This window comes from Arthrobacter sp. NPDC080031, from assembly GCF_040702485.1.
Lineage (GTDB): Bacteria > Actinomycetota > Actinomycetes > Actinomycetales > Micrococcaceae > Arthrobacter.
Window position 1 is genome coordinate 1 of sequence record NZ_JBFBLA010000018.1, and the last position, 22,696, is coordinate 22,696.

Genomic DNA, 22,696 nt, shown 5'->3' on the forward strand with positions numbered 1-22,696 from the left:
AAAGCGGCCCCCGACGATGTCTCCCGCACCGATGGTCCCCGGCCCAGCGGGCCGGGGACCATCCCCACACCCCAGGGCCCCGGCAACAGGGACCGAAAGGAACAACAGCAGGAAAAGCGGGACCATGAAAGAGCACAGCCCGGACCCCTACAAGGTGCTCCACCTGGATCCGGCGGCCACGGCGCGTGAAGTCAGCCGCGTCTACCGGGCGCTTGTTCGCGCCCATCATCCCGATACCCGCGCCCCCGGAGCCGTGGCCGCAGACCCGGACTCCGGCGCACAAGAACTGCGCGACCAGGAACTGCGCGACATCATGGACGCCTACGCGATCCTCCGCGACCCGGTCAAACGGGCCGCGTACGACCGGCAGCGGGCGGGATCCCCACGGCCCGAAACCGTTCCATCCCCGCGAAACCCACAAGGACCTTCCGTCCGCTCATCGCAAGGACCCTCCGGCGCTGCCCTCATCATCGGCCCTGTGCGGTGGGAAAACACCGGGAGACCGGCCCCGAGGCGGCAGGTCGCCGGGGAGCCGGTCACGGGCGCACGGGATCTGTTCCATCAATTGCGGGACCGCCGAGCAGCAGGGGCCGGAGAACCCGCACCGGGCAGGTACCGGATCCCCTGGTGGATGCCGTGGTGGATCCTTCATTGAATCAACGCCGACACCGGCGCTGCCATCGCCGCGGTCCGGATATGGGCAGGAGATCCCCGGCACCCTTCCTTCGGCGCCGGACAAGGGGATCCGGGATAGGGCCTTGACGACCGTTCCCTGCCGGCATGACGGAGTTACTTTTCCAGGAGACCTGGACGTGCCGCTCTAGATGGAGGAGGTCTGCTGCTCCGCCTCTGATTTCTTCGGGTCAGGACGGCTGGTCAGCATCCGCCAGGCCAGGACGGCTGCCGCTGCGGCCGCTGCGGCAGCCAGAGCGGAAGCAAGAAACGTCTTTCCTGAAGGTCGGCCTGCTGGATGGAGTTTCCTTTCCGCACGCAGTACGGCCCGCGAGGCAGCCTTTCGTGCCCGGTTGGCGACCTTCCTGTTTCCTGTCAGCGTGAGAACCACACCGTGAACCACGTCGGGGACGTGGGCCTCGTCGAGCCTGGACACCGCCCACCGGATGGCCGCTTCGGCCTGGGGCGAGGACTTGACGGACGCGTTCTTGATCCATTTTTCGGCACGGTCCCGGGCAGCAGATGCGGCTTCGTTCGCAGCGCGGGAAGCCTTGGTCTTTCCAATCATTGCTCACTCCTCAGCGGTGGTGGCTGGCTGTCCCGTGACAGCCTACGCCCGCACCCCGTGGCGGAGAAACCCATACCCCGCCGCCGCACCCGGACGGCCCAGGCCCCACGGCTCCCCCGGGTCTACGCTCTCAGCTTTCCGCCTGGGCCCTAGCGCCGTCGGTATACCCGGGAGCCAGCGGATTCCCGCTTGGATGTTAGTGGACCAGTCCGGCGACAAGATTTATGGTGGTGGCCAGGACGATGGCTCCCAGCACGTACGAGAGCAGCGCCTGGCGGAGGGCTGTGTACCTGATGGCGTCGGAAGTCAGGTCGGTGTCCGAGACCTGGAACGTCATGCCGATCGTGAAGGAGAGGTACGCAAAATCCGCGTACTTCGGCTGCTTCTTTTCGTTGAAGTCCACCCCGGCATTTTCGCGGTAGTAGATGGTGGCGTACCGGAGGGTAAACAGGGTATGAACCAGAAGCCAGGAAAGCGTAATGCTGCCCAGCGCCAGGGCTATGATGGCCGCCTTCAGGCCGCCCTGGGCGGACCCGGCCTCGAGCAGGATAAGACCGATACCCCCGAAGCTGGCCAAGGTCGCTGCCAGCACGAGGACGTCCGAAGCGATCCGGCCCGGGTCCTCCCGGATGGCATGCGCTGCCGTGTCCGTGGCATCAAGGCGGCTGATCACCGACCATGCCCAGATCAGATAGGTCACGCACGCTGCCGCCCATCCAACAACCGGAGCATACGCCCAGGAGCCCAGACTGCCGACGAGCAGCGCTACGGCCATCCCTATGATGGCCATGGCCGCGACGCGCACGCCGGAGCGGTGGACGGTGGCACTGAAAGTTGGCAAGCTCATCACCCGATCATTGCATCCCACGGCAGGGGCCGCTATGCCCGCGGCTTGAGCTGTCGTCGTTCAGTGCGCTGGCCGCGATCTCCCGGAAGGTGTCCCAAAGCGTGTGGTTTCCATGTGGTGAGTCTCAGATCAGACAAGCAAAAAGCCCTCCCACCCTGCGTTTCCGCAGGTCAAAGGGCCTTCACTGTGGCGCTAAAACTGTGGAGCTAAGGAGATTCGAACTCCTGAACTCTTCTCAGAGGACGGCGTATTTCATTGGTTGCCAAGGGCTTGCGGCGCCCTGATGATCCGCGGAATCTAGGCGTTTTTGGCCCCAGGGGAGACCCTTGACATGTCACCGTTTTTCCATCATTTCCGTGGGGTAAACGTGTGGCGCGATCTCTTGACTGCAACAAGTCAGATGAAACGGACAACGGGCTTTGATACCTCTTGTCGCGCCGGTGATGCACGCCCCACTGTTCCGCTCGTCCTAGGTCAGGGGGCACCTAATTCGGCGGCTGGCCGCCCCGACGAGATGCTGGACCGGCAGGGTGCCGTCACCGGGAGACAGCCGGCCGGGGTTCTGTGACGGGCACGTCGATATCATGGCCCTGTGAGCGGAGATACACCACATGGCTGGCTGTTTCCGATACCGCCAGGCGCAGCGAGAAGGCCTGCAGGGAATCCCAGCCACGGGACCAGGTCAGGTGCCGGGCAATGTCCCAGACCGTTTCGGGCCGGTGCCGATCCAGCACCCGCAGGACCTCCGCGGAGCGTTCGCGATTGTGTTCGACCAACTGTGCCACCCGCCGCTGCATGCCGCTGAAGCGGTACTCGTGCGCAGGGCAGACCTCCATCGCGTCCTCGAACGCGATCAGGTCCAGGGACTCGTAGTAGTCCGCCAACGGGTTTGCCGGTCCAGGCAGCTCCAGGGCTATGTGCGGGGAGATCCGCGGCAGGACATGGTCCCCGCTGAAGATCAGGCCGTGCGGCTCATCGACCAGGCAGATGTGCCCCGGTGAATGCCCGGGAGTGGTGACCACCCGGAGGTCGAGGCCTTCGGCGGGCACTAGGCTGCCGTCTATCAGCCGCAGGTCCGGATCCGCGAGGTTCCGCAGATGGGTGAGTTCGAGGCGGTTCACGGCCACCTCAGCCAGCCTGTCCGCCGGCACGCCCCACAACGTCAGCTCCTCGCTGTGGGTACGCAGGACAAGATCCAAGTCCTCGGAGGCGGAGAGCCGGCGCACTTCCCGGTCACCCAAGGCCACCCACGCCCGCGATGCGATCCGCAGGCGGGCAGCCATTCCCAGATGGTCCGAGTGGAAATGGGTGACCACAATACCCGTGAGGTCCGTGAGCCCAAGGCCCGCCTGCCGCAGACCGGCGGTCAGATGGTCCAGACCCGCATCACTGTCCCAGCCCGGATCTATTAGGACCGCGTCACCGGCCCCCAGTAGCAGGTAGCTCAGGGTGTAGCGCATGGGGTTTCCGGGGAACGGGACGGGGATGGACCACACGTCCTGGCCGAGCCGTTCCACGGGCGGCAGCACCTTGTTCTGCCACGCTTCTTTCTGGGCGTGGCCGGTGAGGGTAATCGGCGGCAGGATCATTAGTTCCTCTCAAAACAGCAAACATGTGGACCGACCTCAGCCGGATCCCGGATGCGGCCCATTCATTCTGGCATAGTGCGCGTAGGCTCAGACGGCCTGGTTGGGCGCAACCTAGGGTCGGTGCGCTCATCAGGGCCGGCGTCCGGCGGGATCCTACGTGTGTCCGTCGGTTGCTGCTTGCGTTCTGCGTAGGGATGGATGATGGACTCGAAAAGGTTGGGCTGCCTCTGCCACCGCCTCGGAAACAGTGGCATTAGCCGAGGCTCGAGCGTGGATAGAGGCGAGTCCAAACCTCATACCCGGAAGCGGTATCAATGAATTCCCGCTGAAATACCCCCTCGGGAGCCAGCCATAAGCCGGATGCGTCGGGCATGGCGGCATCAACCCAGCCCTTGCGATACACCTCGCCCTCGAGCCAGACCTCGATGGTCTCGCCAACGAGCGACTGCCATTGGTCCGTTCGGTGCAGGCTGTCACGACTAACGCTTTGGGACTCCATAACTCACCGTCTTCCTCTTCTGATTGTCGGTACTTCGCAGGTAGTTCACTTCGCTCCACCCGGGAGCCGCCGAGTCGGCGACATGCTAGAAGGAGTGCTCCGGGCCGGGGAAGTGGCCCGAGCGCACGTCCTCGCCGTAGGCTTTCGCGGCGTCGCCCAGGGTGGTCCGCAGATCTGCGTACTGCTTGACGAACTTCGCCATCTTCCCGCCGCGCAATCCTGCCATGTCCTGCCACACCAGCACCTGGCCGGTGGTGGCGTTGCCGGCCCCGATGCCGATCGTGGGGACCTCGACGGCGGCGTCCACGGCAGCCGCTGTCGGAGCCGGAACCATTTCCATCAGCACGCAGAACGCGCCGGCGTCGGCCAGCGCGACGGCGTTGTCGATCAGCCGCCGGGCATCGTCACCGCGGCCCTGGACCCGGTACCCGCCGAGGGCGTGCTCGCTTTGCGGGGCGAAGCCGATGTGCGCCATCACCGGGATGCCGGCCTGGACCATGGCCCGGACGGTCTCGGCGTAGAACTTGCCGCCCTCGATCTTGACCGCGTGGGCGAGCCCCTCCTTGAGGAACCGCACGCCGGTGGCCACCGCCTGCTGGGCGGACACCTCGTAGCTGCCGAACGGCAGGTCGGCCACCACGAGGGCCCGCCGGGCGGAACGGGCGACTCCCCGGCACAGCGGGATCAGCTCATCCACCGTGACGGGCAGGCTGGTTTCGTTGCCGAAGACGTTGTTGGAGGCGGAATCTCCCACCAGCAGCACCTCCATGCCGGCCTGGTCGAAGATCTCCGCGGTGTACTGGTCGTACGCCGTCAGCATCGCGAACCGCTCACCGTTGAGTTTCGCCTGGCGCAGATGGTGCGTCCGGATCCTATTCACCGGTTTCCTGACTGTTTCCGGCTCCGGAAGGCCCGCTCCGGAGGGCCAGGTTCCTCCGGGGGCCGGAACTTCTGCGGGCGTGCCCGGGCCAGGGCTGTTGCTGTTGCTGTTGCTGTTGCTCATGATCAGTTCGCCGGGGAGTTGCGCAGCGCGAAGGGCGGCCGCCGCAGCCCGGGGGCGATGCCTTCGGCGGGGTCGTTGCCGAGCCGGATGATCCGGTTGTGCCGGTCCACGTGGACCACCTTGGGGTCGAAGGTCCTGGCCTCTTCGGTGGTCATCTGGGCATATGTGATGAGGATGACGGTGTCATTCTCCTGGATAAGGTGTGCGGCGGCGCCGTTGATGCCGATGACGCCGGAGCCGCGTTTACCGGCAATGGTGTAGGTCTCTAGCCGTGCCCCGTTAGTGACGTCCACGATCGCAACGAGTTCGCCGGGCAGGATGTCGGCCGCGTCCAGCAGGTCCAGATCCACGGTGACGGATCCGACGTAGTGCAGGTCGGCGTGCGTAACGGTGGCCCGGTGGATTTTGGACTTGAACATGTTGCGAAACATAAGCTGCCCGGCCATTACATCCCCCGGGAAGGTTCGGAGATGCTGGCCGCGGAGTTTGTGGAAGAGGGCCAGCGGAACGCGATCACGTCATGGGTCCAGATCGCATGGAAGAAGCGGCCAGTAACGGTATCTGTTGCCCCAATGCCATCGGCCATGGTCAATATGCCGCGTCCGGCGCACTCCGACACCACGTCTTCTCTCTGCCCGTGGTACTGGGCCCGGCGGTGGCGGATGACGTCCTCCGTGTCGTCGCTGCGCCCGGGTGCGTTGGCGCGGCCGAGAAGGCGTGCGACGAGTTCTTCACGGTCTGCCGTCAGTACTAGCGCCCGGTCCAGCCACTGCTCCTTGGCGGCAAGGATCTGATCCAGGTACGCGATATGCGCCGTCGTGTGGGGATGTCCGTCCAGCAGGAAGCCATTTTCGGCGTCGTTCTCACCGAGGCGATCCCCGACCATGTCGTTGGAGACACCGTCCGGAACGAAATCGCCGGCATCGATGTACTTGCCGGCTTCCAGGCCAAGCGATGTCCCGCCCTTGACGTTGGCGCGGAAGTTGTCGCCAGTGGAGATGGCGACGACGCCGAGTCGGTGGGAAATCCGCTCGGCCTGCGTTCCTTTGCCCGAGCCAGGTGGCCCAACAATCAACATTCTCATTCAGGTCCCTCTGCTGTGCTTGTTTCGTACCATTCGATCCGAGTGAAAATATAGAGATCCACGTGGTCTGCCTTGTCTAGGTGGCATTGGTAATCGTCGAAGGCGCGAATTTTGGGCCGACTTACCGCCTCGTAGCGGTTCCCCCAGCAACTCGGCGCTTTGCCTGCTTCAGTCCGTTTGTTGAAAGGCGGCTTCTGCTCAGATCCGCGCCGGGCCGCCGCCGTTCCAGCGGAAGTCCGGCTCACGTTTTGCGAGAAACGCGCCGATGCCTTCTTCGGGTTCCCCGCTGGCGGCCATCTGGTCCTGCCAATAACCGCTGATCACCGGGACGGCCGGATCATTCACGGCGATTGCGTCGATGATCTGCTTCATGGCCTGAGTTGAGAGCTGCGAGCGGGTGGCGAGCCGGTCGGCGAAGTCCTGGATTTCGTCCCAGAACTTGTCCTCAGGGACCACCTTGGCGAGCAGGCCGAGCCCGTGCGCTTCGGCGGCGGTGATGAAGTCGCCGGTGAGCAGCAGGTACTTTGCGGTGGCGGGTCCGGCGAGGCGGACCAGGCGTTCGATGCCGGAGAGCGGGTAGACGATGCCGACCTTGGCGGGGGTGATGCCGAAGGTTGCGGTCTCGGCTGCGATGCGGATGTCGCACGCGCCGGCGATCTGCCAGGCGCCGCCGATGCAGTACCCGTCGATCGCAGCGATGGTGGGTTTGGGGAAGGTGGCCAGCGCGTTCTCCCCCGCGGTGACGTGGCCGCCGTCGTGGGCGCCGCTGTCCGGGTCGTGCAGGATGGCCAACAGGTCGGAAATGTCGGCGCCGGCAGAGAAGTTCCCGCCGGCGCCGCGGACCACGACGACCTTGACGGAGGGGTCCGTGGCGAGCCGGTCCAGCAGGGGCGCGAATTGCTGCCACATGTCCTGGTTGAGCGCGTTGCGGCGGCGGGGGTTGTCGATCACGATGGTCGCGACGGCGCCGGATTGTTCGGCGCGCAATGACCCTGTCATAGTTTCCTGCGCTGCCCCGGTCATGCCCGGACCCTGTCCGGGGCGGGCGTTTCTCGCACGATGCCGGAGGCGATCAGCTTCTCGATCTGTCCGGGGGTCAGGGCAAGGTCCTCCAGGACCTTGCGGGTGTCCTCGCCCAGGGCAGGAGGCGCTTTGCGGACCGGCGTGGGCTCGCCGTTGACGGACAGCGGGCCGCGCAGCAGCGGCAGTTCGGAGCCGTCGTAGCGGTTCACGGTGCGGACCATGTCCACGGCGGTGACCTGCGGGTCGGCGAAGACCTCGGCGTAGTTGTAGATCGGTCCACAGGGGATCTTCACGGCGCGGAAGGCCTCCAGCCATTCCAGGCCCGGGCGATCGTGGAGGAGTTCCTCCAGTCGCCGGGCCAGAGCCTTGCGGTTGGTCGAACGGTCCCGTCCGGTCGCATAGTCGGGGTCTTTGGCCAGGGCCGGATCCCCCACGAGGGCGCAGAGCTGGAGCCATTGCTTGTCGTTGCCGACGGAGATGATCACCGGGATGTCCTCGGTCTTGAAGACCCCGTAGGGGGCGAGTACCGGGTGGTCGTTGCCCTGGGGCACCGGGACTTCGCCGTTGCTGAGGTAGCGCTGGCCCTGGAATGCGGACAGGGCCAGCGCTGATTCCAGGAGCGAGGTGGAGATGTCCAACCCCGCGCCGGTGCGGGCACGGCCAGCGAGGGCGGCGGCGATGCCGTAGGCGGCGAAGATCCCGGTGCACATGTCCACGATCGGCACGCCGAACCGGTACATATGGTCCGCATCCTGGCCGGTCACGGACATGAGGCCGGACATGCCCTGGGCGACCTGGTCCAGTCCCGCCGTACGGGCCAGCGGTCCGGTGGTTCCGAACCCTGTGACCGAGGTGATGATGAGTCCGGGGTTGGAAGCGCGCAGCTCTTCGGGGTCCAGCCCCATAGTCGCCAGGACCCCGGGCCGGAAGTTCTCGATCAGCACGTCCGCTTGGAGCGCCAGTTTCCGCAGTAGGTCCTTTCCATCGGGCGTGTAAAAGTCGACGGCGACGGAGGACTTGCCGCGATTGACCGAATCGAAGTAGAGACTGTGCTCGTTCTCGAACGGAGGCCAGGACCGGGACGAGTCGCCGCCCTTGATGGACTCGACCTTGATCACGGTGGCTCCCATGTCCGCCAGCAGCGCCGTGGCGTACGGACCCGCGAGGGCGCGGCTGAGGTCCAGCACGGCGATTCCGGCCAGCGGGCCCGGCGCCGAGGTCGTCGTAGTGGTTTCCATGGTCACGCCCTCAGCTTGACGTTGATCTGCTTTGTCTGGGTGAACCCAGCTAGCATGCCCTCAAGGGAGACCTCGCGGCCGATGCCAGACTGCTTGTAGCCGCCGTAGGACTGGCCTACCAGCTGGCCGCCGCCCTGGTTGACCTGCACCCAGCCGGACTCGACCCGGTGCGCGGTGTTCAGCGCATTGTCCAGGTTATGGCTCCACACGTAGGCCGCCAGACCGTAGTGCGAGTCGTTCGCCATGGCCACCACCTCATCGATGTCCTTCCAGCGGATGGCTGCCAGGACCGGGCCGAAGATCTCCTCCTGCGCCAGGCGGAAGTCGTTGCGGACCCCGCCGAAGACGGTCGGCAGGTGGTAGTAGCCCTCCGTCAGCGGCCCCTCGGACGGTGCCGACCCGCCCAGGGCAACGGTCAGGTCCTTGTTCGACCTGCCCTCTTCGAGGTACCCGGAAATCTGGCGGTGTTGGCTGGCGTTGATGATGGCGCCCATATCGGTCGCCTCATCGAGCGGGTCGCCTACCTTCAGCGCGCCGAGCCTGGCCACGAGCCGGTCGAGCACTTCGTCGTAGATGTCTTCGTGCAGGAACAAGCGCGATCCCGCGGTGCAGCTCTGGCCCTGCCGGGTGAACCTGGAGGCGGCCAGCAGCCCGTCGATCAGCTCGTCATCGACGGCGTCGGGGAACACGATGGAAGGGTTCTTGCCGCCGAGTTCCAGGGATACATGGGCAAGCCGTTCGCTGGCCTGGCGGGCGACGCCGCGTCCGACCTCGGTCGAACCGGTGAAGGAGACCTTGTCCACGCCCGGATGTGTGGACAGCGCCTGGCCGATCACCCTGCCGCGGCCGGTCAGCGCGTTCACGACCCCGGCCGGCAGATGACGGTTGCAGATTTCGGCCAGCAGCAGGATCGTCAGGGGCGCGTCGTCGGCGGCCTTTAGGATGACGGAGTTGCCGGCGGCAAGCGCGGCCGGGATCTTGAACCCGGCGATCATCAGCGGGGAGTTCCAAGGCAGGATGCAGGCGACGACGCCGAGCGGTTCCAGCCGCGTATACTGCAGCTGGTTGTCCCCGGCCGGCAGCGTGGAACCCTTCACCTCGCCGGCGACGCCGGCGAAGTAGCGGAAGAGCGCTACCAGCGTGGCTACCTCGGGGCGGGCTTGGGTGCGCAGGGCGTTGCCGGTGTCCAGCGCGGTGAGCCGGGCGAAGTCCTCCGCCCGCACCTCGATGTCGTCGGCGATTTTCGCCAGCGCCCGGGCACGTTCGGTGAAGTGCACCGAACGCCATCCTCCGAACGCGCGCCGTGCGGCGGCGACGGCGAGTTCGACGTCGCCGACTCCGGCGGAGGGCACCCGGGCGATCACCTGCTCGCGGACGGCGGGGTTCTTCACCTCGCGCCACTCACGCGTCGTGCTTTCGGTCCGTTCGCCGCCGATCCACATCAGTTGTTCGAATCCGTCCAGGATGGAGCCGGTGCGGGGGTCAACACTTACTTCGGTCATGGTTCCTCGTCTGCAAGATGGTGGGCGGACCCGCCGGGTGGGGTGCCGGGGTCAGCGGTGGGTGAATTCCGGGGTGCGCTTGTCGATGAAGGCGGCCATGCCTTCCTTCTGGTCATCGGTGGCCCAGCAGGAGTGGTTCAGGCGGCGTTCGAAATGCACGCCCTCGGCCAGTGACATCTCGTAGGCGGCGTTGACTGCTTCCTTGGCCAGCAGGGCGATCGGTTTGGACATGCCCGCGATTGTCGCGGCCGTGGTCAGCGCATCGTCCATCAGCCCGGCGACCGAGACGACCCGGGCGACCAGGCCGGCGCGTTCGGCTTCCTCCGCGCCCATGGTCCGGCCCGTAAGGACCATTTCCATGGCCTTGGACTTTCCGATCGCGCGGGTCAGCCGCTGCGAGCCGCCCATGCCCGGGATCACGCCGAGCCTGATCTCGGGCTGTCCGAACTTGGCGTTGTCCGCGGCGATGATGAAGTCGCAGATCATGGCCAGCTCGCAGCCTCCGCCGAGGGCATGGCCGGCGACGGCGGCGATCAGCGGGGTGCGGACTCTGGCCAGCTCGTCCCAGCCGGCGAACCAGTCAGCGGTGTACATGTCCATGTAGCGGCGCGGTGCCATTTCCTTGATGTCCGCTCCTGCGGCGAAGGCCCGGTCCGAACCCGTGATGATGATGGCCCCGATCTCCGGGTCTGCATCGAAGCCGCGGGCGGCGGCCAGCACCTCGTTACACAAGTGGACGTTAAGGGCGTTCAGCGCCTCGGGCCGATTGAGCGTGATGATGCCGACGCGACCGTCCTGCTTGACCAGGATGGTCTGGAAGTCGCTCATGGCAGTGCCTCCGCGCCCGAGGTGGCACGGATCTCGTTTATGATGCCGGAGAAGTCCCGGCCCGCCCCCTCGCCCTCGGCGAAGTCACGGTAGATCTCCTCGGCCAGGGAACCGAGCCGCGCCTTCACGCCGGTTGCTTCGAAGGCCTGGACGGCAAGGCCGAGGTCCTTGGCCATCAGCGCTCCGGCGAAGCCAGGCTGGTAGTCGCGGTTCGCGGGGCTGTCCGGAACGGGACCGGGGACAGGGCAGTTGGTGGTCAGGGCCCAGCACTGGCCGGAGGCGGCCGAGGCGACGTCGAACAGTGCCTGGTTGGACAGGCCCAGCTTTTCGCCCAGGACAAAGGCCTCCGACACGGCAATCATGGAAATGCCCAAAATCATGTTGTTGCAGAGTTTCGCGGCCTGCCCTGCGCCGGGTCCGCCGCAGTGCACGATCCGGCCGCCCATGGCGGCCAGGATCGGCTCGGCCTCCCCGAAGTCGTCGGCGCTGCCTCCCACCATGAAGGTCAGCGTGCCGTTCGCAGCCCCGGTCACACCGCCGGAGACGGGGGCGTCCAGGCTGCGGTGCCCGTACGCGGTGGCCAGATCGTGGGCTATCCGCGCGTCCTTTACCGCGATAGTGGAGCAATCCAGGAAGATGCTTCCTGGACGGGCGGCATCCAACAACCCATCCCTGCCCTGGTAGGCATCCAGCACGTGGCGCCCCGCCGGGAGCATACTGATGACGACGTCGGCGCCGGCCGCGGCCGCGGCGGCGGACCCGGCGACCTCGATGCCCTGCGCGCGGGCCGTCTCCAGCGCCTCCGGGGCGAGGTCGAAGCCGGACACGCGGTGGCCGGCCTTGACCAGGTTCGCGGCCATCGGGCCGCCCATGTGGCCCAGGCCGATGAAAGCTATGTTCTTACCCATCAAAACTCCTTCTCGTCGCACAGTTGGGGTGCGCAATGGTGCCGTGCAGTTGAGGCTCGTGTGGTGTTGGTGTTCAGGCGGTCGTGCCGGAAACCGCGGTGGCCAGGCGCAGTTCGCGCCGCCCCAGACCAGTAAAATAGGCGGCCACGTCGGCGGCCGAGACCGCCTCCAGGGTGGCTGGGGACCACTGTGGTCGCCGGTCCTTGCCGATCACCTGTGCCCTGATTCCCTCGGGGAGGTCGTTTCCGGCGAGGCAGCGCAGCAGACCCGAAATTCCTGCTCTAGGGTTTCCGCCAGGCTGCCCGAGGTCCGGGCGCGGCGCAATGATTCCAGGGTCAGCTTCAGCGCCGTCGGTGACTTCGCCAGCATGGACTCCGCGGCGGCCGCAGCGGCGGGAACCGGCGTGGCGCGCAGCGCGGCGAGGATCTCCTCGACCGTGTCGAAGGCATAGCACCCGTCGATCCAGGCCCGGTCCGTGGCCAGGGCGGCCGGCGGGAAGTAGTCCCGGCCGAAAGACCTGACGCCCTCCGCGGCGTTCTCGCGAGCCAAGGCCTCGATCAGCCCGGGAAGGGCGCTGCTGTCCACGAAATAATCGGCAAGGCCGAGTGCGATCGCGTCGGACCCGGCGAGGCTTGCGGCGGTGAGCGCCACGTGGGTGCCGAGTTCGCCGGGGGCCCGTGAGAGCAGGTGGGTGACGCCCACATCGGGGACGAAGCCGATGCCGGTTTCGGGCATGCCTACCTTCGTGCGCTCCGTCACCACACGCAGCGAGCCGTGGGCCGAGACCCCGACGCCGCCGCCGAGCACCAGGCCGTCCATGATGGCGACGTAGGGTTTCGGGTAGTCCGCGATCCGGGCATTGAGCCGGTACTCGTCGGCCCAGAAGCGTTCGGTTCCGGTCCCGTGGTTCACCGCGTCCCGGTGGATTGCCACGATGTCACCTCCCGCGCACAGCCCCCGCTCCCCCGCGCCGGACAGCAGGACGGTGGCGACACCGTCGTCGTGCTCCCAGTCCTCCAGGGCCGCGGCGATCCGGGTGACCATGGCGTGGGTCAAGGCGTTGATGGCCTCGGGCCGGTTTAGGATGATGTGTCCGAGGTGGCCGTCCCGGCGCAGCAGGACGTCGTCGTTTTCCATGCCTAGGCCCCCGCCACGATGCGGCCGACGATCAGGCGCATGATCTCGTTGCTGCCTTCGAGGATCTGGTGGACCCGCAGGTCACGGGCGATCTTCTCCAGTCCGTACTCGGACAGGTAGCCGTAGCCCCCGTGTAGCTGGATCGCACTGTTGGCGACGTTGAACCCGGCATCCGTGGCGACCCGCTTAGCCATGGCGCAGAGCTTCACGACGTCGGGCGCCCCGCGGTCCAGCGCATCGGCTGCCCGCCAGAGCAGCGTCCGGGCGGTCACGAGCTCCGTTTCCATGTCGGCGAGCTGGAACAGCAGGGATTGCTGGTTGATCAGCGGGCCCCCGAAAGCCTGGCGTTCCTTGAGGTAGGCCACGGATTTGTCAAGCGCGATCTGGCCGCCGCCCAGGGAGCAGGCCCCCATGTTGATCCGGCCCCCGTTGAGACCCTTCATCGCGATCCCGAAACCGCTGCCTTCCTCGCCGAGGCGGTTGGCCACCGGCACCCTGACGTTCTCGAAGACCACCTGGCGGGTCGGCTGGGCGTTCCACCCCATCTTCTTCTCGTTCGCACCGAAGGACAGGCCCGGCGCGTCCGCGGGGACCACGATTGCCGTGATCCCGCGGCTTCCGGTGTCAGCTGTACGGGCCATCACGACGTAGAAGCTGGAGGACCCTGCACCGGAGATGAACTGCTTGACCCCGTTCAGCACGTAGTCCCCGCCGTCCCGCACCGCCCTGGTACTGAGCGCCGCAGCGTCGGAGCCGGCTCCCGGCTCCGTAAGGCAGTAGCTGCCCAGTGCCTCCATCGAGGCCAGCTGCGGTACCCACTGTGCGCGCTGCTCATCGTTTCCGAAGGAGTCGATCATCCACACCACCATGTTGTGGATGGAGATGTAGGCGGCGATCGTCGGATCCGCCTTGGCCAGTTCCTCGAAAACCAGCACCGCATCGCTGCGCGTGAGCCCGGAGCCGCCGAACTGCTCCTTGACGTAGATGCCGCCCATGCCCAGCGCGCCGGCCTCGGCCAGCACGTCCACCGGGAAGTGCTTGGTCTCGTCCCACTTCGCGGCGTTGGGAGCAAGGGCCTCGTTGGCGAAGTCCCGCACCATCTCAACCAACGCCTGCTGGTCGTCGTTGAGTTCAAACATAGTTGGTCCTTTCCTCCCTAGCGGGAGACCTTGCCCATCAGCGATGCGATGGGCCGCAGGAAGAGCGGGCGTGCCAGGAACCAGGCGGCGATGATCACGGCGAGCGAGCCCGCGAAGATCCAGAAGCCGACCCAGCTGGCGTCGTCGGTCGAGGCGTACATGTGGTTCAGGTTCCGTTGCGCCCCGGTGAGCAGCACCAGGGCGACGTGGGTGATGATGAAAAGGACAACGTAGATCATCACCGGCACGTGGATCGCGCGGGCGGCCTCGACGGGGTAGATCCGGTTCAGCTTCTGGGCATTCTGCGGCCACGCCCCGGACATCCGCAGCCCGGTGATCATGGCCAGCGGTGCGGCGATGAACACCGTGGCGAAATAGGCCAGTACCTGCAGGCTGTTGTAGTTCACCCAGCCGTTCTCCGTGGGCCAGTCAAAGGACGCATACTGCAGCGCGGTGGACAGTGCGTTGGGCACCACGTCCCAGCCGGTGGGCACGATCCGCATCCACTGCCCGGTGGTGAACAGCAGCACGATGAACACGAGGCCGTTGATCACCCACAGCGCGTCCAAGCACTGGTGCAGCCACAGGTCCAGGCTGATCTTCTTCGGCGGGTTCTTCGTCCGGACCAGGCCCTTGTTGTTGCGGGTCCAGTACGCCTTTGGCCGCGCCGTGGTGCGTACCTGCCAGCCGGTGCGGATGATCAGCACCATGAAGAAGGCGTTCAGGAAGTGCTGCCAGCCGAGCCAGGACGGGAGGCCCGTCGGGGCGGTTTCTGGCAGCTCGGTGTGGCCCGGATACTGCAGCAGGAAAGATTCCGCAGCCGGCAGGGTCCGCAGCCACTTGGCCAGTAGGAACACCACCAGTAGGAGCACGATCACGGCCGCCACCGCGGCCGCGGTCTTCGCCCAGGGCGGGGCGGGCTTGCGCTTGGTCTTGGTCTTCGGCGTGGACGCCGCCTGCTTCGTTGGGGTCGCCATAACTCCGCGCTCCTTTCCCGTGGTCCCGGACTAGTTTGCCGCCGTCAGCTGGCGGCCCTTGATGGCCTCGATCAGCTGGGGAACGACGGTGAAAACGTCGCCGACGATTCCGAAGTCGGCGACCTCGAAGATCGGAGAGTCCTCGTCCTTGTTGATGGCCACAATGGTCTTGGACGTCTGCATGCCGGCGCGGTGCTGGATGGCTCCGGAAATGCCCAGGGCGACGTAGAGCTGCGGGGAAACCGCCACGCCGGTCTGGCCGACCTGGTGGGACTGCGGGACGTACCCGGCGTCGACGGCGGCACGGGAGGCGCCCACTGCGGCCCCCAATGCGTCCGCCAACTGCTCCACGAGCACAAAGTTGTCCTTCGAGCCGAGCCCGCGCCCGCCGGAGACGACCTTCGCCGCGCCGCGCAGGGCGGGCCGGCCGGTGTCGGCCCCGGCCTCGTGGGCCTGCTCGATCGTGGCACCCGGGAAGCCGGGGGCGGCCAGCGTGGCGACGATGAGCTCGGCACCGGCGGCCGCGGCCCGTTCCTCGATGGAACCGGGTCGGATGGTGAGGATCGCCAGGCCGTCCTGCACCCAGGATTCGGTGGTGTAGTCGCCGCCGAAGACCGAGTGGACAGCGATGATCCGCCCGTTCTCGGTCCGGACGCCGACCGCGTCGGCGGCGACGGCCCCGCCAGTGCGCACGGCCAGTCGGCCGGCGACCTCGCGGGACTCCGTGGAGTTGGAGATCAGCACGGCGGCCGGCGCGTAGGCGCTGACCGCCGCAGCGAGTGCCTCGAGCTGGGGCTGGGCCAGGATGCGGCCCACACCGTCGCCCTCGGCGGCGTAGACGTGGGCCGCACCGAGCCGGCCCAGCTCTGCGGCGACCGCGGCCCCGGTCCCGGGTGCGGCGGCCAGGACGGCGACGGGGGTTCCCAGTTGGGCGGCCGCTCCGAGCAGGCCGGGTGCGGAGGCCTTGATGCCGCCGGTGGACGTGGTTTCGATGAGTACAAGGATGTTTGCCATGTCGGTTTCTCCGTTGGAAGATCAGGCGGGTCAGATGAGGCGGTTCGAGGCGAGGAAACCGGCCAGTTCCGTGGCGGCGGTCCCGTCGTCGACGATCTTGGTGCCGGCGGCGCGCGCCGGGCGCCTGGTGACGGATCCCACTACCGATGTCGCGGCCGCCGCGCCCAGGCCGAGCGAGGCCCGGTCGATGGTTTCCACGGGCTTGCGCTTGGCCATCATGATGCCCTTGAAGTTCGGGAAGCGGGCCTCTGCGGAGCGTTCGGTGAGGGACACGACGGCCGGCAGCGGGGCGCGTACCGAAAGTGAGCCGCCGTCGATCGAGCAGGTGCCGGACACGGAATCTGCCGCCAGCTCGACGGTGTCCAGCGAGGGCAGCAGGGGTAGGCCCAGGATCTCGGCCACCATTGCCGGAACAACTCCTCCGCGCCCGTCCGTTGACTCGTTGCCGGCCAGGACAAGGTCGAAGCCCCCCCGCTGGATTGCGGCCGCGAGCATCCGCGCCGTCTGCATCATGTCCGAGGCGGCCAAAGCGTCGTCGACGATGTGGATGGCCGAATCGGCGCCCATCGAGAGCAGCTTGCGCAGCGTCTTGACCGCCGAGTCCGGACCCATCGTCAGCACCACGACCTCCGTGCCCTTCTGTCCGTCCTTGTAGCGCAGCGCGGACTCCAGCGCACGCTCATTGATCTCATCGGGGACGATGTCGCTCGCACCGCGGTCGAGCAGCCCGCTGGAAAGGTCGAGCTTGCGGTCCTCGTAGGTATCCGGGACCTGCTTGACGAGTACGACGATCTTCATGGTCTTTCCTCCTATGGGGCTGATTTTTTGTCTTGGCTCTACCATAACAAAGGTCAGACCAAAAGTCTCGTGCGTTCGCCAATAAGTTCCAGGCGGTTTGCCAGCAGCAGGTTCCAGGCGGTCGGTGAACCATTGAGCTGCTCGTCAAGCTTGACCCGCTTGTAGAACAGGTGAAGGTGGTGTTCCCAGGTGTAGCCGATGGCCCCGTGCATGGTCAGGGCGCTGTCGGCCGACTTCACAGCCTCCTTGGTGACCTGCGCCTTGGCGGCGGCGGCATGCAATGCCGACTCGGGCTGACCGGACTCCACGGAAGCTGCGGCGAAGTAGACCACCGAGCGGGCCGCCTCCACAGCCACCATGATGGTGGCGGCCGCATGCTTAACGGCCTGGAAGGATCCGATCGCCACACCGAACTGCTTGCGCTGCTTGCTGTACTCCACGGCCAGCTCAAGCATCCGCCCGGAGGCGCCCAAGGCATCCGCCGCCGTAAGCACTGCCGCGCGCTGCGCCAGGGCCTCGAGCCCGGCCGCAGCCTCCACCGCCAGCGGCTCGGATGCCGCCCCGTCCAGCACCACGTCCGCGACGGACCGGGAACGGTCCAGGAGCCGGCGGGATGACACGGCGACGCCCGCAGAGCCGGCGTCCACCAGCCGCAGGCTCGGCGCCCCGAGCTCCTGAACCACCACCACGAAGTGCGCGGCCGTGTCGCCGGCCAGCACGCGCGGGACGGTCCCGGTGATCCGGCCGGCGGGATCCATCGCCAATGGTGGGGTGGACCCGGGGATGGCCTCGGACGGCACCAGAAGCGCGAGGGTCGCACCGGCCAGGGCCGCCTCGACCAGATCCGCACGCCCCGCCAGCAGCGGTGTGGCCAGGACCGTGGACATCCAGGCCGCGGAGGGCGCCGCGGCACGGGCCAGTTCCTCAGCAGTCTGGGCAAGCTCGACGAGCCCGCCGCCCTGGCCGCCCAGTTCCTCCGCTAATCCGACCCCGGCCCAGTCCCGGGCGAACTGTGCCTCGAAGTCAGCGGAGTCGCCGACCGCCTGCCAGGCGCGCACCGTTTCAACGGGCGCAGCGTCCTCCAGCCAGTCACGCAGCGCCTCGGTGTAAGCGAGCTGCTCCTCTGAGAATTTCCATTCCACGGTGTGTCCTTTGTTCGTAGCTGTGGTGTTCCGGTGGGCTCAGCCGATGGGCTGGCGCAGCCCCTTCACGACGTCGCGGATCTCAGAGACCGCTTCCGGGTTCTCCGCACCGGACAGATCCCCCGGATCGGCTTCCAGCACGGCAGCACGGACAGCGCGCCGCAGGACCTTGGCGGACCGGGTCTTGGGCAGTTGCTCGACGCGCACCACCTGGGAGGGGGCAAACGGCTTGCCGACTTCGTCGGCCACTGCCTGCCGCAACCGGGCCGCGACGGTACTGTCATCGTCGGTTACGCCGGGCCGGCGCACCCAGAAGGCCCACAGGGCCTCCCCCTTCTTGGTATCCGGGATTCCCACGACGGCGGACTCGGCCACCGCGTCGTCGGCGGCCAACACGGATTCGATCTCAGCCGGGGCGACGCGCTTGCCAGCCACGTTCATAACGTCGTCGGAGCGGCCGAGGATGAACCAGCCGCCGTGCCCGTCGGCCAGCGCGTAGTCTCCGTGCCGCCACAGCCCCGGGAAGGTTGACCAGTAGGCCTCCAGGTACCGCTCGTTGTCCTGCCAGACGCCGCGCGTCATCGCGGGCCACGGCTGGCGGCAGATCAGTTCCCCGACGGAGCCGCGCAGCGGTTGTGCACCGTCGTCCACGACGTCGACGTCCATGCCCAGGGCCGCGCCTCCGAGTGAGCAGCTGGCAATGTCCTCGACGGGATAGGGACTCAGGAAAGAGCCGCCCACCTCGGTTCCGCCGGAGAAGTTGATCACCGGGACCCGGCCGCCGAACACGTCCCGCGCCAGCCATTCGTAGGACTCGGGGTCCCAGGGCTCACCGGTGGAGCCGAGTGTGCGCACGGAGGACAGGTCCGCGGCCGGCAGCTCGTGGCCGGAGGCGCGCAGCGTGCGGATCAGCGTCGGGGAGACACCGAGCAGGGAGATTCCATGGCGCTCGACCAGGTCCCAGAGCCGGTTGGTGTCGGGCATGTCGGGGGAACCCTCAAAGAGCATCAGCGTGCCGCCGCAGGCGTGGGTGCCCAGGATCGAGAGCGGGCCCATGATCCAGCCCATGTCAGTGATCCAGCAGAACGTCCGCCCCGGGGTGATGTCGAAGCCGTAGGCGACCTCGCTGGCCACCTTGGCGACGAAACCGGCGTGGGTGTGCACGGCGCCCTTGGGTTTGCCCGTGGTGCCTGAGGTGTAGGCCAGAAGCAGCACGTCATTGGCGGCGGTCGGTTCGATCACCGGATCGGGGTCCCCGGACAGCAGCTCGTCCCAGGAAACGAGTCGTCCATCGGGGAAACCGGCGTCGGAGAGGGTGCCGAGGTTGTTGACGACGGCGACGAATTCGACGCTCGGCGTCTGGGCGAGGGCTTCCTCCAGCTGCGGCAGCATGGCCGACACCTTGCCCCGGCGCAGGGTACCGTCCGCTGTAATTACCGCCTTGGCGGAGGCGTCCCGCAGCCGGGAGGCGATGGCCGTGGAGGCGAACCCGGAAAACAACGGAACCACCATGGCCCCGATGCTGGCTATCGCATAGGTGGCGATCACGGCCTCCGGCGTCATGGGCAGGAAGACCGCCACCGCGTCGCCCTTGCCGATGCCGCGTGCGCGCAGGCCGGCCCGGGCCCGGGCCACCAGCCCGTCCAGTTCGGCATAGGTCAACCGGCGGACGTCACCGGCCTCGTCCTCGTGCACGACGGCCACGGCATCGGGAGTCTCCACGGCCCAGCGGCCAAGGCAGACGTCGGCGACGTTGAGCCGGCCCCCCGGGAACCATTCCGGGAAGGCCGGCCCGCGGGACAAGTCCACCGGCCGGTCGTAGGGCTCGGAGAATCGGATGCCGAGGTCCTTGACGACCTCGTGCCAGAACGCTCCGATGTCCTCGACGGAGCGGGCCCGTAACTCGTCGGCGGAACCGACTCCGAGGGTGCGCATCAGGCGTGCGACGTTTGAGTTCTCAAGGTAGTCCTGCGAGGGGTGCCAGACGTAGGCCATTTTCAGCTCCTGGGCATGCCGAGGATGCGCTCGGCGACGATGTTGCGTTGGATGTAAGTCGAACCGCCGGCAATTGCGGTGCCGCGCGCCTGGTTGGCCAGACGGAGCCAGCGCCGCGGGCGGGGGTCGTCGTCGTCCAACTCGAACTGGTCTGCCAGCGGCTCCATGGAGAGCCGGAAGTCCGCGAGATCCTCGACGAGTGGGCAGAAGTACAGCTTGCCGATGGAGGTGACCGGCCCGGGCGGGGCGTCGCCCGTGGCGTCGGAGATGACACGCTGGCTGATCGCGCGGTGGACCAAAACGCGTCCCCAGAGATCGGCGACCCGCTCGCGCACGTGCAGGTCCGCGCCCAGCGGCGTGCCGTCCGCGGCGCTCATGGTGCGGATGTCCGCCATGATGTCCTCGATGGCCTTGGTGGTGTTCACTCGTCCCGTGGCAATGGCCACACGCTCGAATCCGAGGGTCCCCATGGCGACCTTCCAGCCGCCGTCGACCTCTCCTACCACCGCATCGTCCGGGAGGAAGACATCGTCGAGGAAAACTTCGTTGAATTCGACCTCTCCGAGCATGTGCGCCAGGGGCCGGATGGTTACACCCTCGGCGTTCATGGGAAGCAGGAAGTAGGTGATGCCCTTGTGCCGGTCCCCTCCCCCGGTGCGGGCCAGCAGAATGGCATGGGCGGCGATCTGGGCACGGCTGGTCCAGATCTTCTGCCCCTGGATGCGCCAGCCCCCATCAACCTTGGTAGCCTTGGTGCGCAGCGAGGCAAGGTCGGAACCGGAATCGGGTTCGGAGAAGAGCTGGCACCAGATGTCCTCGCCGGTGAGGATGGGCCGCAGGTAGCGCTCCTTTTGGGTGGCGGAGCCGAAGTGTGCGACGGTGGGGCCGGCGAAATCCTCCCCGATGGTGTTGAGCCGCTCCGGGGCGCCGGCCCGGTCGCACTCCTCACTGAAGACGTTACGCAGCCGTTCGTCCGCGCCCTGGCCGCCGTACTCCTTCTTCCAGGTCAGGCCCGCATACCCTCCCTCGTACAGCATGCGCTGCCATAGGCGCCAGAACGGCGCCTTTTCCTCCAGATCGGCCGGCTCGGGCCAGGGCAGCTTCGGAAGCTGCACTGCGAGCCAGGAGCGAAGCTCGTTGCGGAACCTTGTTTCGGACGGTGTTTCTTCGAAATCCATCGCGGACCCTCCGTTCTCGTTTTTGTGAACTATACTATAGGTCAGACCAAATAAGGAGGATAGATATGGGATCGACCCTAGGGATGCTCGTTGACCGGGTTTCGTTCGACGTCGAGCGGGGCAAGATCGCCGAATTCGCGCGCGCGACCTTTGCTCGCGACCCCGCCCACACCGACCGGGACGCCGCAGCACTGCGGGGATTCGAGGACGTCCTGGCCACCGGGACGCACGTGGTGGTGGCCGGCCACCAGCGCGACCAGCAGGCCGTGGTCCGATCCCTGGGGTTGGACCTGCCACGCGTCGTGGTGGGGTCCACGCGGTGGGAGTACGAACGCCCCCTGGTGGCCGGAGACCGGCTCACCGCGGTGCGCAGCGTCGTCGCGGACGAGACCAAGGAGGGCAAGCGCGGCGGCAGGCTGCGCATCGTGACCCTGGAAACGGACTATCTGGATCGGGATGGGCGATGCGTGCTCCGCCAGCGTGAGGTGCTCATCGAAAGGGGTGCGGCATGAGCCTTCCCGCCGACAGCCCGCCCGCCGGCGCCGTTCCCGGCCACGCCGTTCCCAGCCATATGGTTCCCGCCCAGCGACCGGAACCACGCACAGTCGGACCGCTGACCCAGACCGATATCGTCCGCTTTGCGGGCGCCGGCGGGGATTTCAACCCCCTGCACCATGACCCGGAATTCGCCGCCGCCGCTGGCTTCGGGCGCCCCATTGCGATGGGGCAACTGAGCGCCGGTCTGCTCTCGGGCTGGCTCACCGACTGGTGCGGCGTCGAGAACCTGCGCGTCCTTGAGGTGCGCTTCGCGTCGCCGGTCGCCGTTGGCGACAGCATCACCCTCTCCTGCGAGACCCTGACGGTATCCGAGGGGCCCACGGGCCGGGACGTCATTGAGCTGGAGCTGGTTGCGCGCAGCGGTGCTACCACTGTCGTCACGGCTCGTGCCACGGTGTGGGCGCCCGCCGCCACCCATGCCATGCCGGTCGCGGCACGTGCAGACCGCAGCGGAGCCACCATTCCCGAAAGGGACCCTCGTGACAAGCCTGCCGACATTTGACCAGGTGGCCGCCTTGCCCATTCTGGCCAAGGGATCCGTCACCCCCGATTTCATCGACGCCAACGGCCACATGAACATCCGCCACTACCTTGAGATCGGCGCAGACTGTTCCCAGGTGCTGTGCGACGATTCCGGCGCCCCGCAGGGGTACATCGTCGAACGCAAGTTGGGCGTCTTTACCGCGGAGCACCACCTGCGCTACCTCGGAGAAATGCGCGTGGGCGATGAGTACACGGCCCATGCACGGGTGATCGACCGCAGCGACAAGGCGGTGCAGATGCTCGCCTTCCTGCTCGACCGGGAGCGCAACCGTCTGTCCAACACTTTCGAGACGCTGTTGATCCACATGGATATGGAGACGCGCCGTCCCACCGGCTTCCCTGCCGACGTGGCCGGGAACCTCGACCGGATGATTGGGCACGACGCCAACACCGGCTGGGACGCGCCATTGTGCGGCGTGATGGGCGTCAGGAGGTAGCCAAATGCGTGGGGGCA

At 67.1% G+C, this 22,696-nt stretch carries 22 protein-coding genes and 1 pseudogene; 4 read left to right on the top strand and 19 right to left on the bottom strand.

Translation table 11 applies throughout. The features are described 5' to 3' along the window. Positions 1 to 124 precede the first annotated feature (124 nt). Positions 125 to 655, top strand: coding sequence for a J domain-containing protein (locus AB0323_RS15475; RefSeq protein ID WP_366178103.1), 531 nt, complete (start codon positions 125 to 127; stop codon positions 653 to 655). Positions 656 to 820: 165 nt separating this feature from the next. Here AB0323_RS15475 and AB0323_RS15480 read toward each other — a convergent pair whose 3' ends face one another. From AB0323_RS15480 to AB0323_RS15570, 19 genes and pseudogenes are all read right to left on the bottom strand, one after another. Continuing rightward, entirely contained in the window at positions 821 to 1,240 is a 420-nt protein-coding gene (locus AB0323_RS15480) for a hypothetical protein (RefSeq protein ID WP_366178104.1), read from the bottom strand. A gap of 196 nt (positions 1,241 to 1,436) precedes the next feature. Then, complete coding sequence (locus AB0323_RS15485) at positions 1,437 to 2,087, bottom strand: DUF1345 domain-containing protein (RefSeq protein WP_366178105.1); 651 nt, start codon at positions 2,085 to 2,087, stop codon at positions 1,437 to 1,439. A 536-nt stretch (positions 2,088 to 2,623) separates the two neighbouring features. Further along, complete coding sequence (locus AB0323_RS15490; protein ID WP_366178106.1) at positions 2,624 to 3,676, bottom strand: MBL fold metallo-hydrolase; 1,053 nt, start codon at positions 3,674 to 3,676, stop codon at positions 2,624 to 2,626. 584 nt (positions 3,677 to 4,260) lie between these two features. Then, on the bottom strand, positions 4,261 to 5,178 hold the full coding sequence (gene panB / locus AB0323_RS15495) for a 3-methyl-2-oxobutanoate hydroxymethyltransferase (RefSeq protein ID WP_366178107.1): 918 nt from the start codon (positions 5,176 to 5,178) through the stop codon (positions 4,261 to 4,263). Positions 5,179 to 5,180: 2 nt separating this feature from the next. Next, the gene (gene panD, locus AB0323_RS15500) at positions 5,181 to 5,609 is read right to left on the bottom strand and encodes an aspartate 1-decarboxylase (RefSeq protein ID WP_366178108.1); all 429 of its coding nucleotides are present in this window, start codon (positions 5,607 to 5,609) and stop codon (positions 5,181 to 5,183) included. A 14-nt stretch (positions 5,610 to 5,623) separates the two neighbouring features. Further along, on the bottom strand, positions 5,624 to 6,256 hold the full coding sequence (locus tag AB0323_RS15505) for a nucleoside monophosphate kinase (RefSeq protein ID WP_366178191.1): 633 nt from the start codon (positions 6,254 to 6,256) through the stop codon (positions 5,624 to 5,626). Positions 6,257 to 6,460: 204 nt separating this feature from the next. After that, complete coding sequence (locus tag AB0323_RS15510) at positions 6,461 to 7,285, bottom strand: enoyl-CoA hydratase/isomerase family protein (protein ID WP_366178109.1); 825 nt, start codon at positions 7,283 to 7,285, stop codon at positions 6,461 to 6,463. Beyond that, complete coding sequence (locus AB0323_RS15515) at positions 7,282 to 8,523, bottom strand: CoA transferase (protein WP_366178192.1); 1,242 nt, start codon at positions 8,521 to 8,523, stop codon at positions 7,282 to 7,284. Before AB0323_RS15515 ends, AB0323_RS15510 begins: the two co-directional genes overlap by 4 nt. A 2-nt stretch (positions 8,524 to 8,525) precedes the next feature. Beyond that, on the bottom strand, positions 8,526 to 10,025 hold the full coding sequence (locus tag AB0323_RS15520) for an aldehyde dehydrogenase family protein (RefSeq protein WP_366178110.1): 1,500 nt from the start codon (positions 10,023 to 10,025) through the stop codon (positions 8,526 to 8,528). Positions 10,026 to 10,076: 51 nt separating this feature from the next. Next, a complete protein-coding gene (locus AB0323_RS15525) occupies positions 10,077 to 10,853 on the bottom strand; it encodes an enoyl-CoA hydratase (protein WP_366178111.1) in 777 nt (258 codons plus the stop codon). Beyond that, positions 10,850 to 11,761, bottom strand: a complete 912-nt coding sequence (mmsB, locus tag AB0323_RS15530) for a 3-hydroxyisobutyrate dehydrogenase (RefSeq protein ID WP_366178112.1) — start codon at positions 11,759 to 11,761, stop codon at positions 10,850 to 10,852. Before mmsB ends, AB0323_RS15525 begins: the two co-directional genes overlap by 4 nt. Before the next feature lie 73 nt (positions 11,762 to 11,834). Continuing rightward, positions 11,835 to 12,898: pseudogene (locus AB0323_RS15535) on the bottom strand (enoyl-CoA hydratase/isomerase family protein). A gap of 2 nt (positions 12,899 to 12,900) precedes the next feature. Next, positions 12,901 to 14,037 (bottom strand): acyl-CoA dehydrogenase family protein, encoded by a 1,137-nt coding sequence (locus tag AB0323_RS15540; protein WP_366178113.1) that lies wholly within the window; start codon positions 14,035 to 14,037, stop codon positions 12,901 to 12,903. Between the two features lie 17 nt (positions 14,038 to 14,054). Continuing rightward, positions 14,055 to 15,014: a hypothetical protein gene (locus tag AB0323_RS15545; protein WP_366178114.1), complete on the bottom strand. Its 960-nt coding sequence runs from the start codon at positions 15,012 to 15,014 to the stop codon at positions 14,055 to 14,057. Positions 15,015 to 15,044: 30 nt separating this feature from the next. Continuing rightward, on the bottom strand, positions 15,045 to 16,028 hold the full coding sequence (locus AB0323_RS15550; protein ID WP_366178115.1) for an electron transfer flavoprotein subunit alpha/FixB family protein: 984 nt from the start codon (positions 16,026 to 16,028) through the stop codon (positions 15,045 to 15,047). Positions 16,029 to 16,058: 30 nt separating this feature from the next. Continuing rightward, on the bottom strand, positions 16,059 to 16,826 hold the full coding sequence (locus AB0323_RS15555; RefSeq protein WP_366178116.1) for an electron transfer flavoprotein subunit beta/FixA family protein: 768 nt from the start codon (positions 16,824 to 16,826) through the stop codon (positions 16,059 to 16,061). 53 nt (positions 16,827 to 16,879) lie between these two features. Further along, a complete protein-coding gene (locus AB0323_RS15560) occupies positions 16,880 to 17,968 on the bottom strand; it encodes an acyl-CoA dehydrogenase family protein (protein ID WP_366178117.1) in 1,089 nt (362 codons plus the stop codon). 39 nt (positions 17,969 to 18,007) lie between these two features. Beyond that, positions 18,008 to 19,963: an AMP-binding protein gene (locus AB0323_RS15565; protein ID WP_366178118.1), complete on the bottom strand. Its 1,956-nt coding sequence runs from the start codon at positions 19,961 to 19,963 to the stop codon at positions 18,008 to 18,010. Between the two features lie 2 nt (positions 19,964 to 19,965). Then, the gene (locus AB0323_RS15570; RefSeq protein WP_366178119.1) at positions 19,966 to 21,141 is read right to left on the bottom strand and encodes an acyl-CoA dehydrogenase family protein; all 1,176 of its coding nucleotides are present in this window, start codon (positions 21,139 to 21,141) and stop codon (positions 19,966 to 19,968) included. 65 nt (positions 21,142 to 21,206) lie between these two features. Between AB0323_RS15570 and AB0323_RS15575 the strand changes: the two genes are divergently transcribed. Genes AB0323_RS15575 through AB0323_RS15585 form a run of 3 tightly spaced genes read left to right on the top strand, consistent with a single transcriptional unit; the run spans position 21,207 to position 22,679 of the window. Then, a complete protein-coding gene (locus tag AB0323_RS15575; RefSeq protein ID WP_366178120.1) occupies positions 21,207 to 21,653 on the top strand; it encodes a MaoC family dehydratase N-terminal domain-containing protein in 447 nt (148 codons plus the stop codon). After that, on the top strand, positions 21,650 to 22,201 hold the full coding sequence (locus AB0323_RS15580) for a MaoC family dehydratase (RefSeq protein ID WP_366178121.1): 552 nt from the start codon (positions 21,650 to 21,652) through the stop codon (positions 22,199 to 22,201). Before AB0323_RS15575 ends, AB0323_RS15580 begins: the two co-directional genes overlap by 4 nt. Next, complete coding sequence (locus AB0323_RS15585) at positions 22,179 to 22,679, top strand: thioesterase family protein (RefSeq protein WP_366178122.1); 501 nt, start codon at positions 22,179 to 22,181, stop codon at positions 22,677 to 22,679. The genes AB0323_RS15580 and AB0323_RS15585 overlap by 23 nt, the downstream gene beginning before the upstream one ends. Positions 22,680 to 22,696: the final 17 nt, after the last annotated feature.

Bases quoted from the DNA above. Each gene is read 5' to 3' on its own strand.
- AB0323_RS15550 (WP_366178115.1), bottom strand. From the start codon at position 16,028: ATGGCAAACATCCTTGTACTCATCGAAACCACGTCCACCGGCGGCATC.
- AB0323_RS15555 (WP_366178116.1), bottom strand. From the start codon at position 16,826: ATGAAGATCGTCGTACTCGTCAAGCAGGTCCCGGATACCTACGAGGAC.
- AB0323_RS15545 (WP_366178114.1), bottom strand. From the start codon at position 15,014: ATGGCGACCCCAACGAAGCAGGCGGCGTCCACGCCGAAGACCAAGACC.
- AB0323_RS15570 (WP_366178119.1), bottom strand. From the start codon at position 21,141: ATGGATTTCGAAGAAACACCGTCCGAAACAAGGTTCCGCAACGAGCTT.
- AB0323_RS15490 (WP_366178106.1), bottom strand. From the start codon at position 3,676: ATGATCCTGCCGCCGATTACCCTCACCGGCCACGCCCAGAAAGAAGCG.
- AB0323_RS15485 (WP_366178105.1), bottom strand. From the start codon at position 2,087: ATGAGCTTGCCAACTTTCAGTGCCACCGTCCACCGCTCCGGCGTGCGC.
- mmsB (WP_366178112.1), bottom strand. From the start codon at position 11,761: ATGGGTAAGAACATAGCTTTCATCGGCCTGGGCCACATGGGCGGCCCG.
- AB0323_RS15475 (WP_366178103.1), top strand. From the start codon at position 125: ATGAAAGAGCACAGCCCGGACCCCTACAAGGTGCTCCACCTGGATCCG.
- AB0323_RS15580 (WP_366178121.1), top strand. From the start codon at position 21,650: ATGAGCCTTCCCGCCGACAGCCCGCCCGCCGGCGCCGTTCCCGGCCAC.
- panB (WP_366178107.1), bottom strand. From the start codon at position 5,178: ATGAGCAACAGCAACAGCAACAGCAACAGCCCTGGCCCGGGCACGCCC.
- AB0323_RS15480 (WP_366178104.1), bottom strand. From the start codon at position 1,240: ATGATTGGAAAGACCAAGGCTTCCCGCGCTGCGAACGAAGCCGCATCT.
- AB0323_RS15540 (WP_366178113.1), bottom strand. From the start codon at position 14,037: ATGTTTGAACTCAACGACGACCAGCAGGCGTTGGTTGAGATGGTGCGG.
- AB0323_RS15565 (WP_366178118.1), bottom strand. From the start codon at position 19,963: ATGGCCTACGTCTGGCACCCCTCGCAGGACTACCTTGAGAACTCAAAC.
- AB0323_RS15510 (WP_366178109.1), bottom strand. From the start codon at position 7,285: ATGACCGGGGCAGCGCAGGAAACTATGACAGGGTCATTGCGCGCCGAA.
- AB0323_RS15575 (WP_366178120.1), top strand. From the start codon at position 21,207: ATGGGATCGACCCTAGGGATGCTCGTTGACCGGGTTTCGTTCGACGTC.
- panD (WP_366178108.1), bottom strand. From the start codon at position 5,609: ATGTTTCGCAACATGTTCAAGTCCAAAATCCACCGGGCCACCGTTACG.
- AB0323_RS15505 (WP_366178191.1), bottom strand. From the start codon at position 6,256: ATGTTGATTGTTGGGCCACCTGGCTCGGGCAAAGGAACGCAGGCCGAG.
- AB0323_RS15515 (WP_366178192.1), bottom strand. From the start codon at position 8,523: ATGGAAACCACTACGACGACCTCGGCGCCGGGCCCGCTGGCCGGAATC.
- AB0323_RS15520 (WP_366178110.1), bottom strand. From the start codon at position 10,025: ATGACCGAAGTAAGTGTTGACCCCCGCACCGGCTCCATCCTGGACGGA.
- AB0323_RS15525 (WP_366178111.1), bottom strand. From the start codon at position 10,853: ATGAGCGACTTCCAGACCATCCTGGTCAAGCAGGACGGTCGCGTCGGC.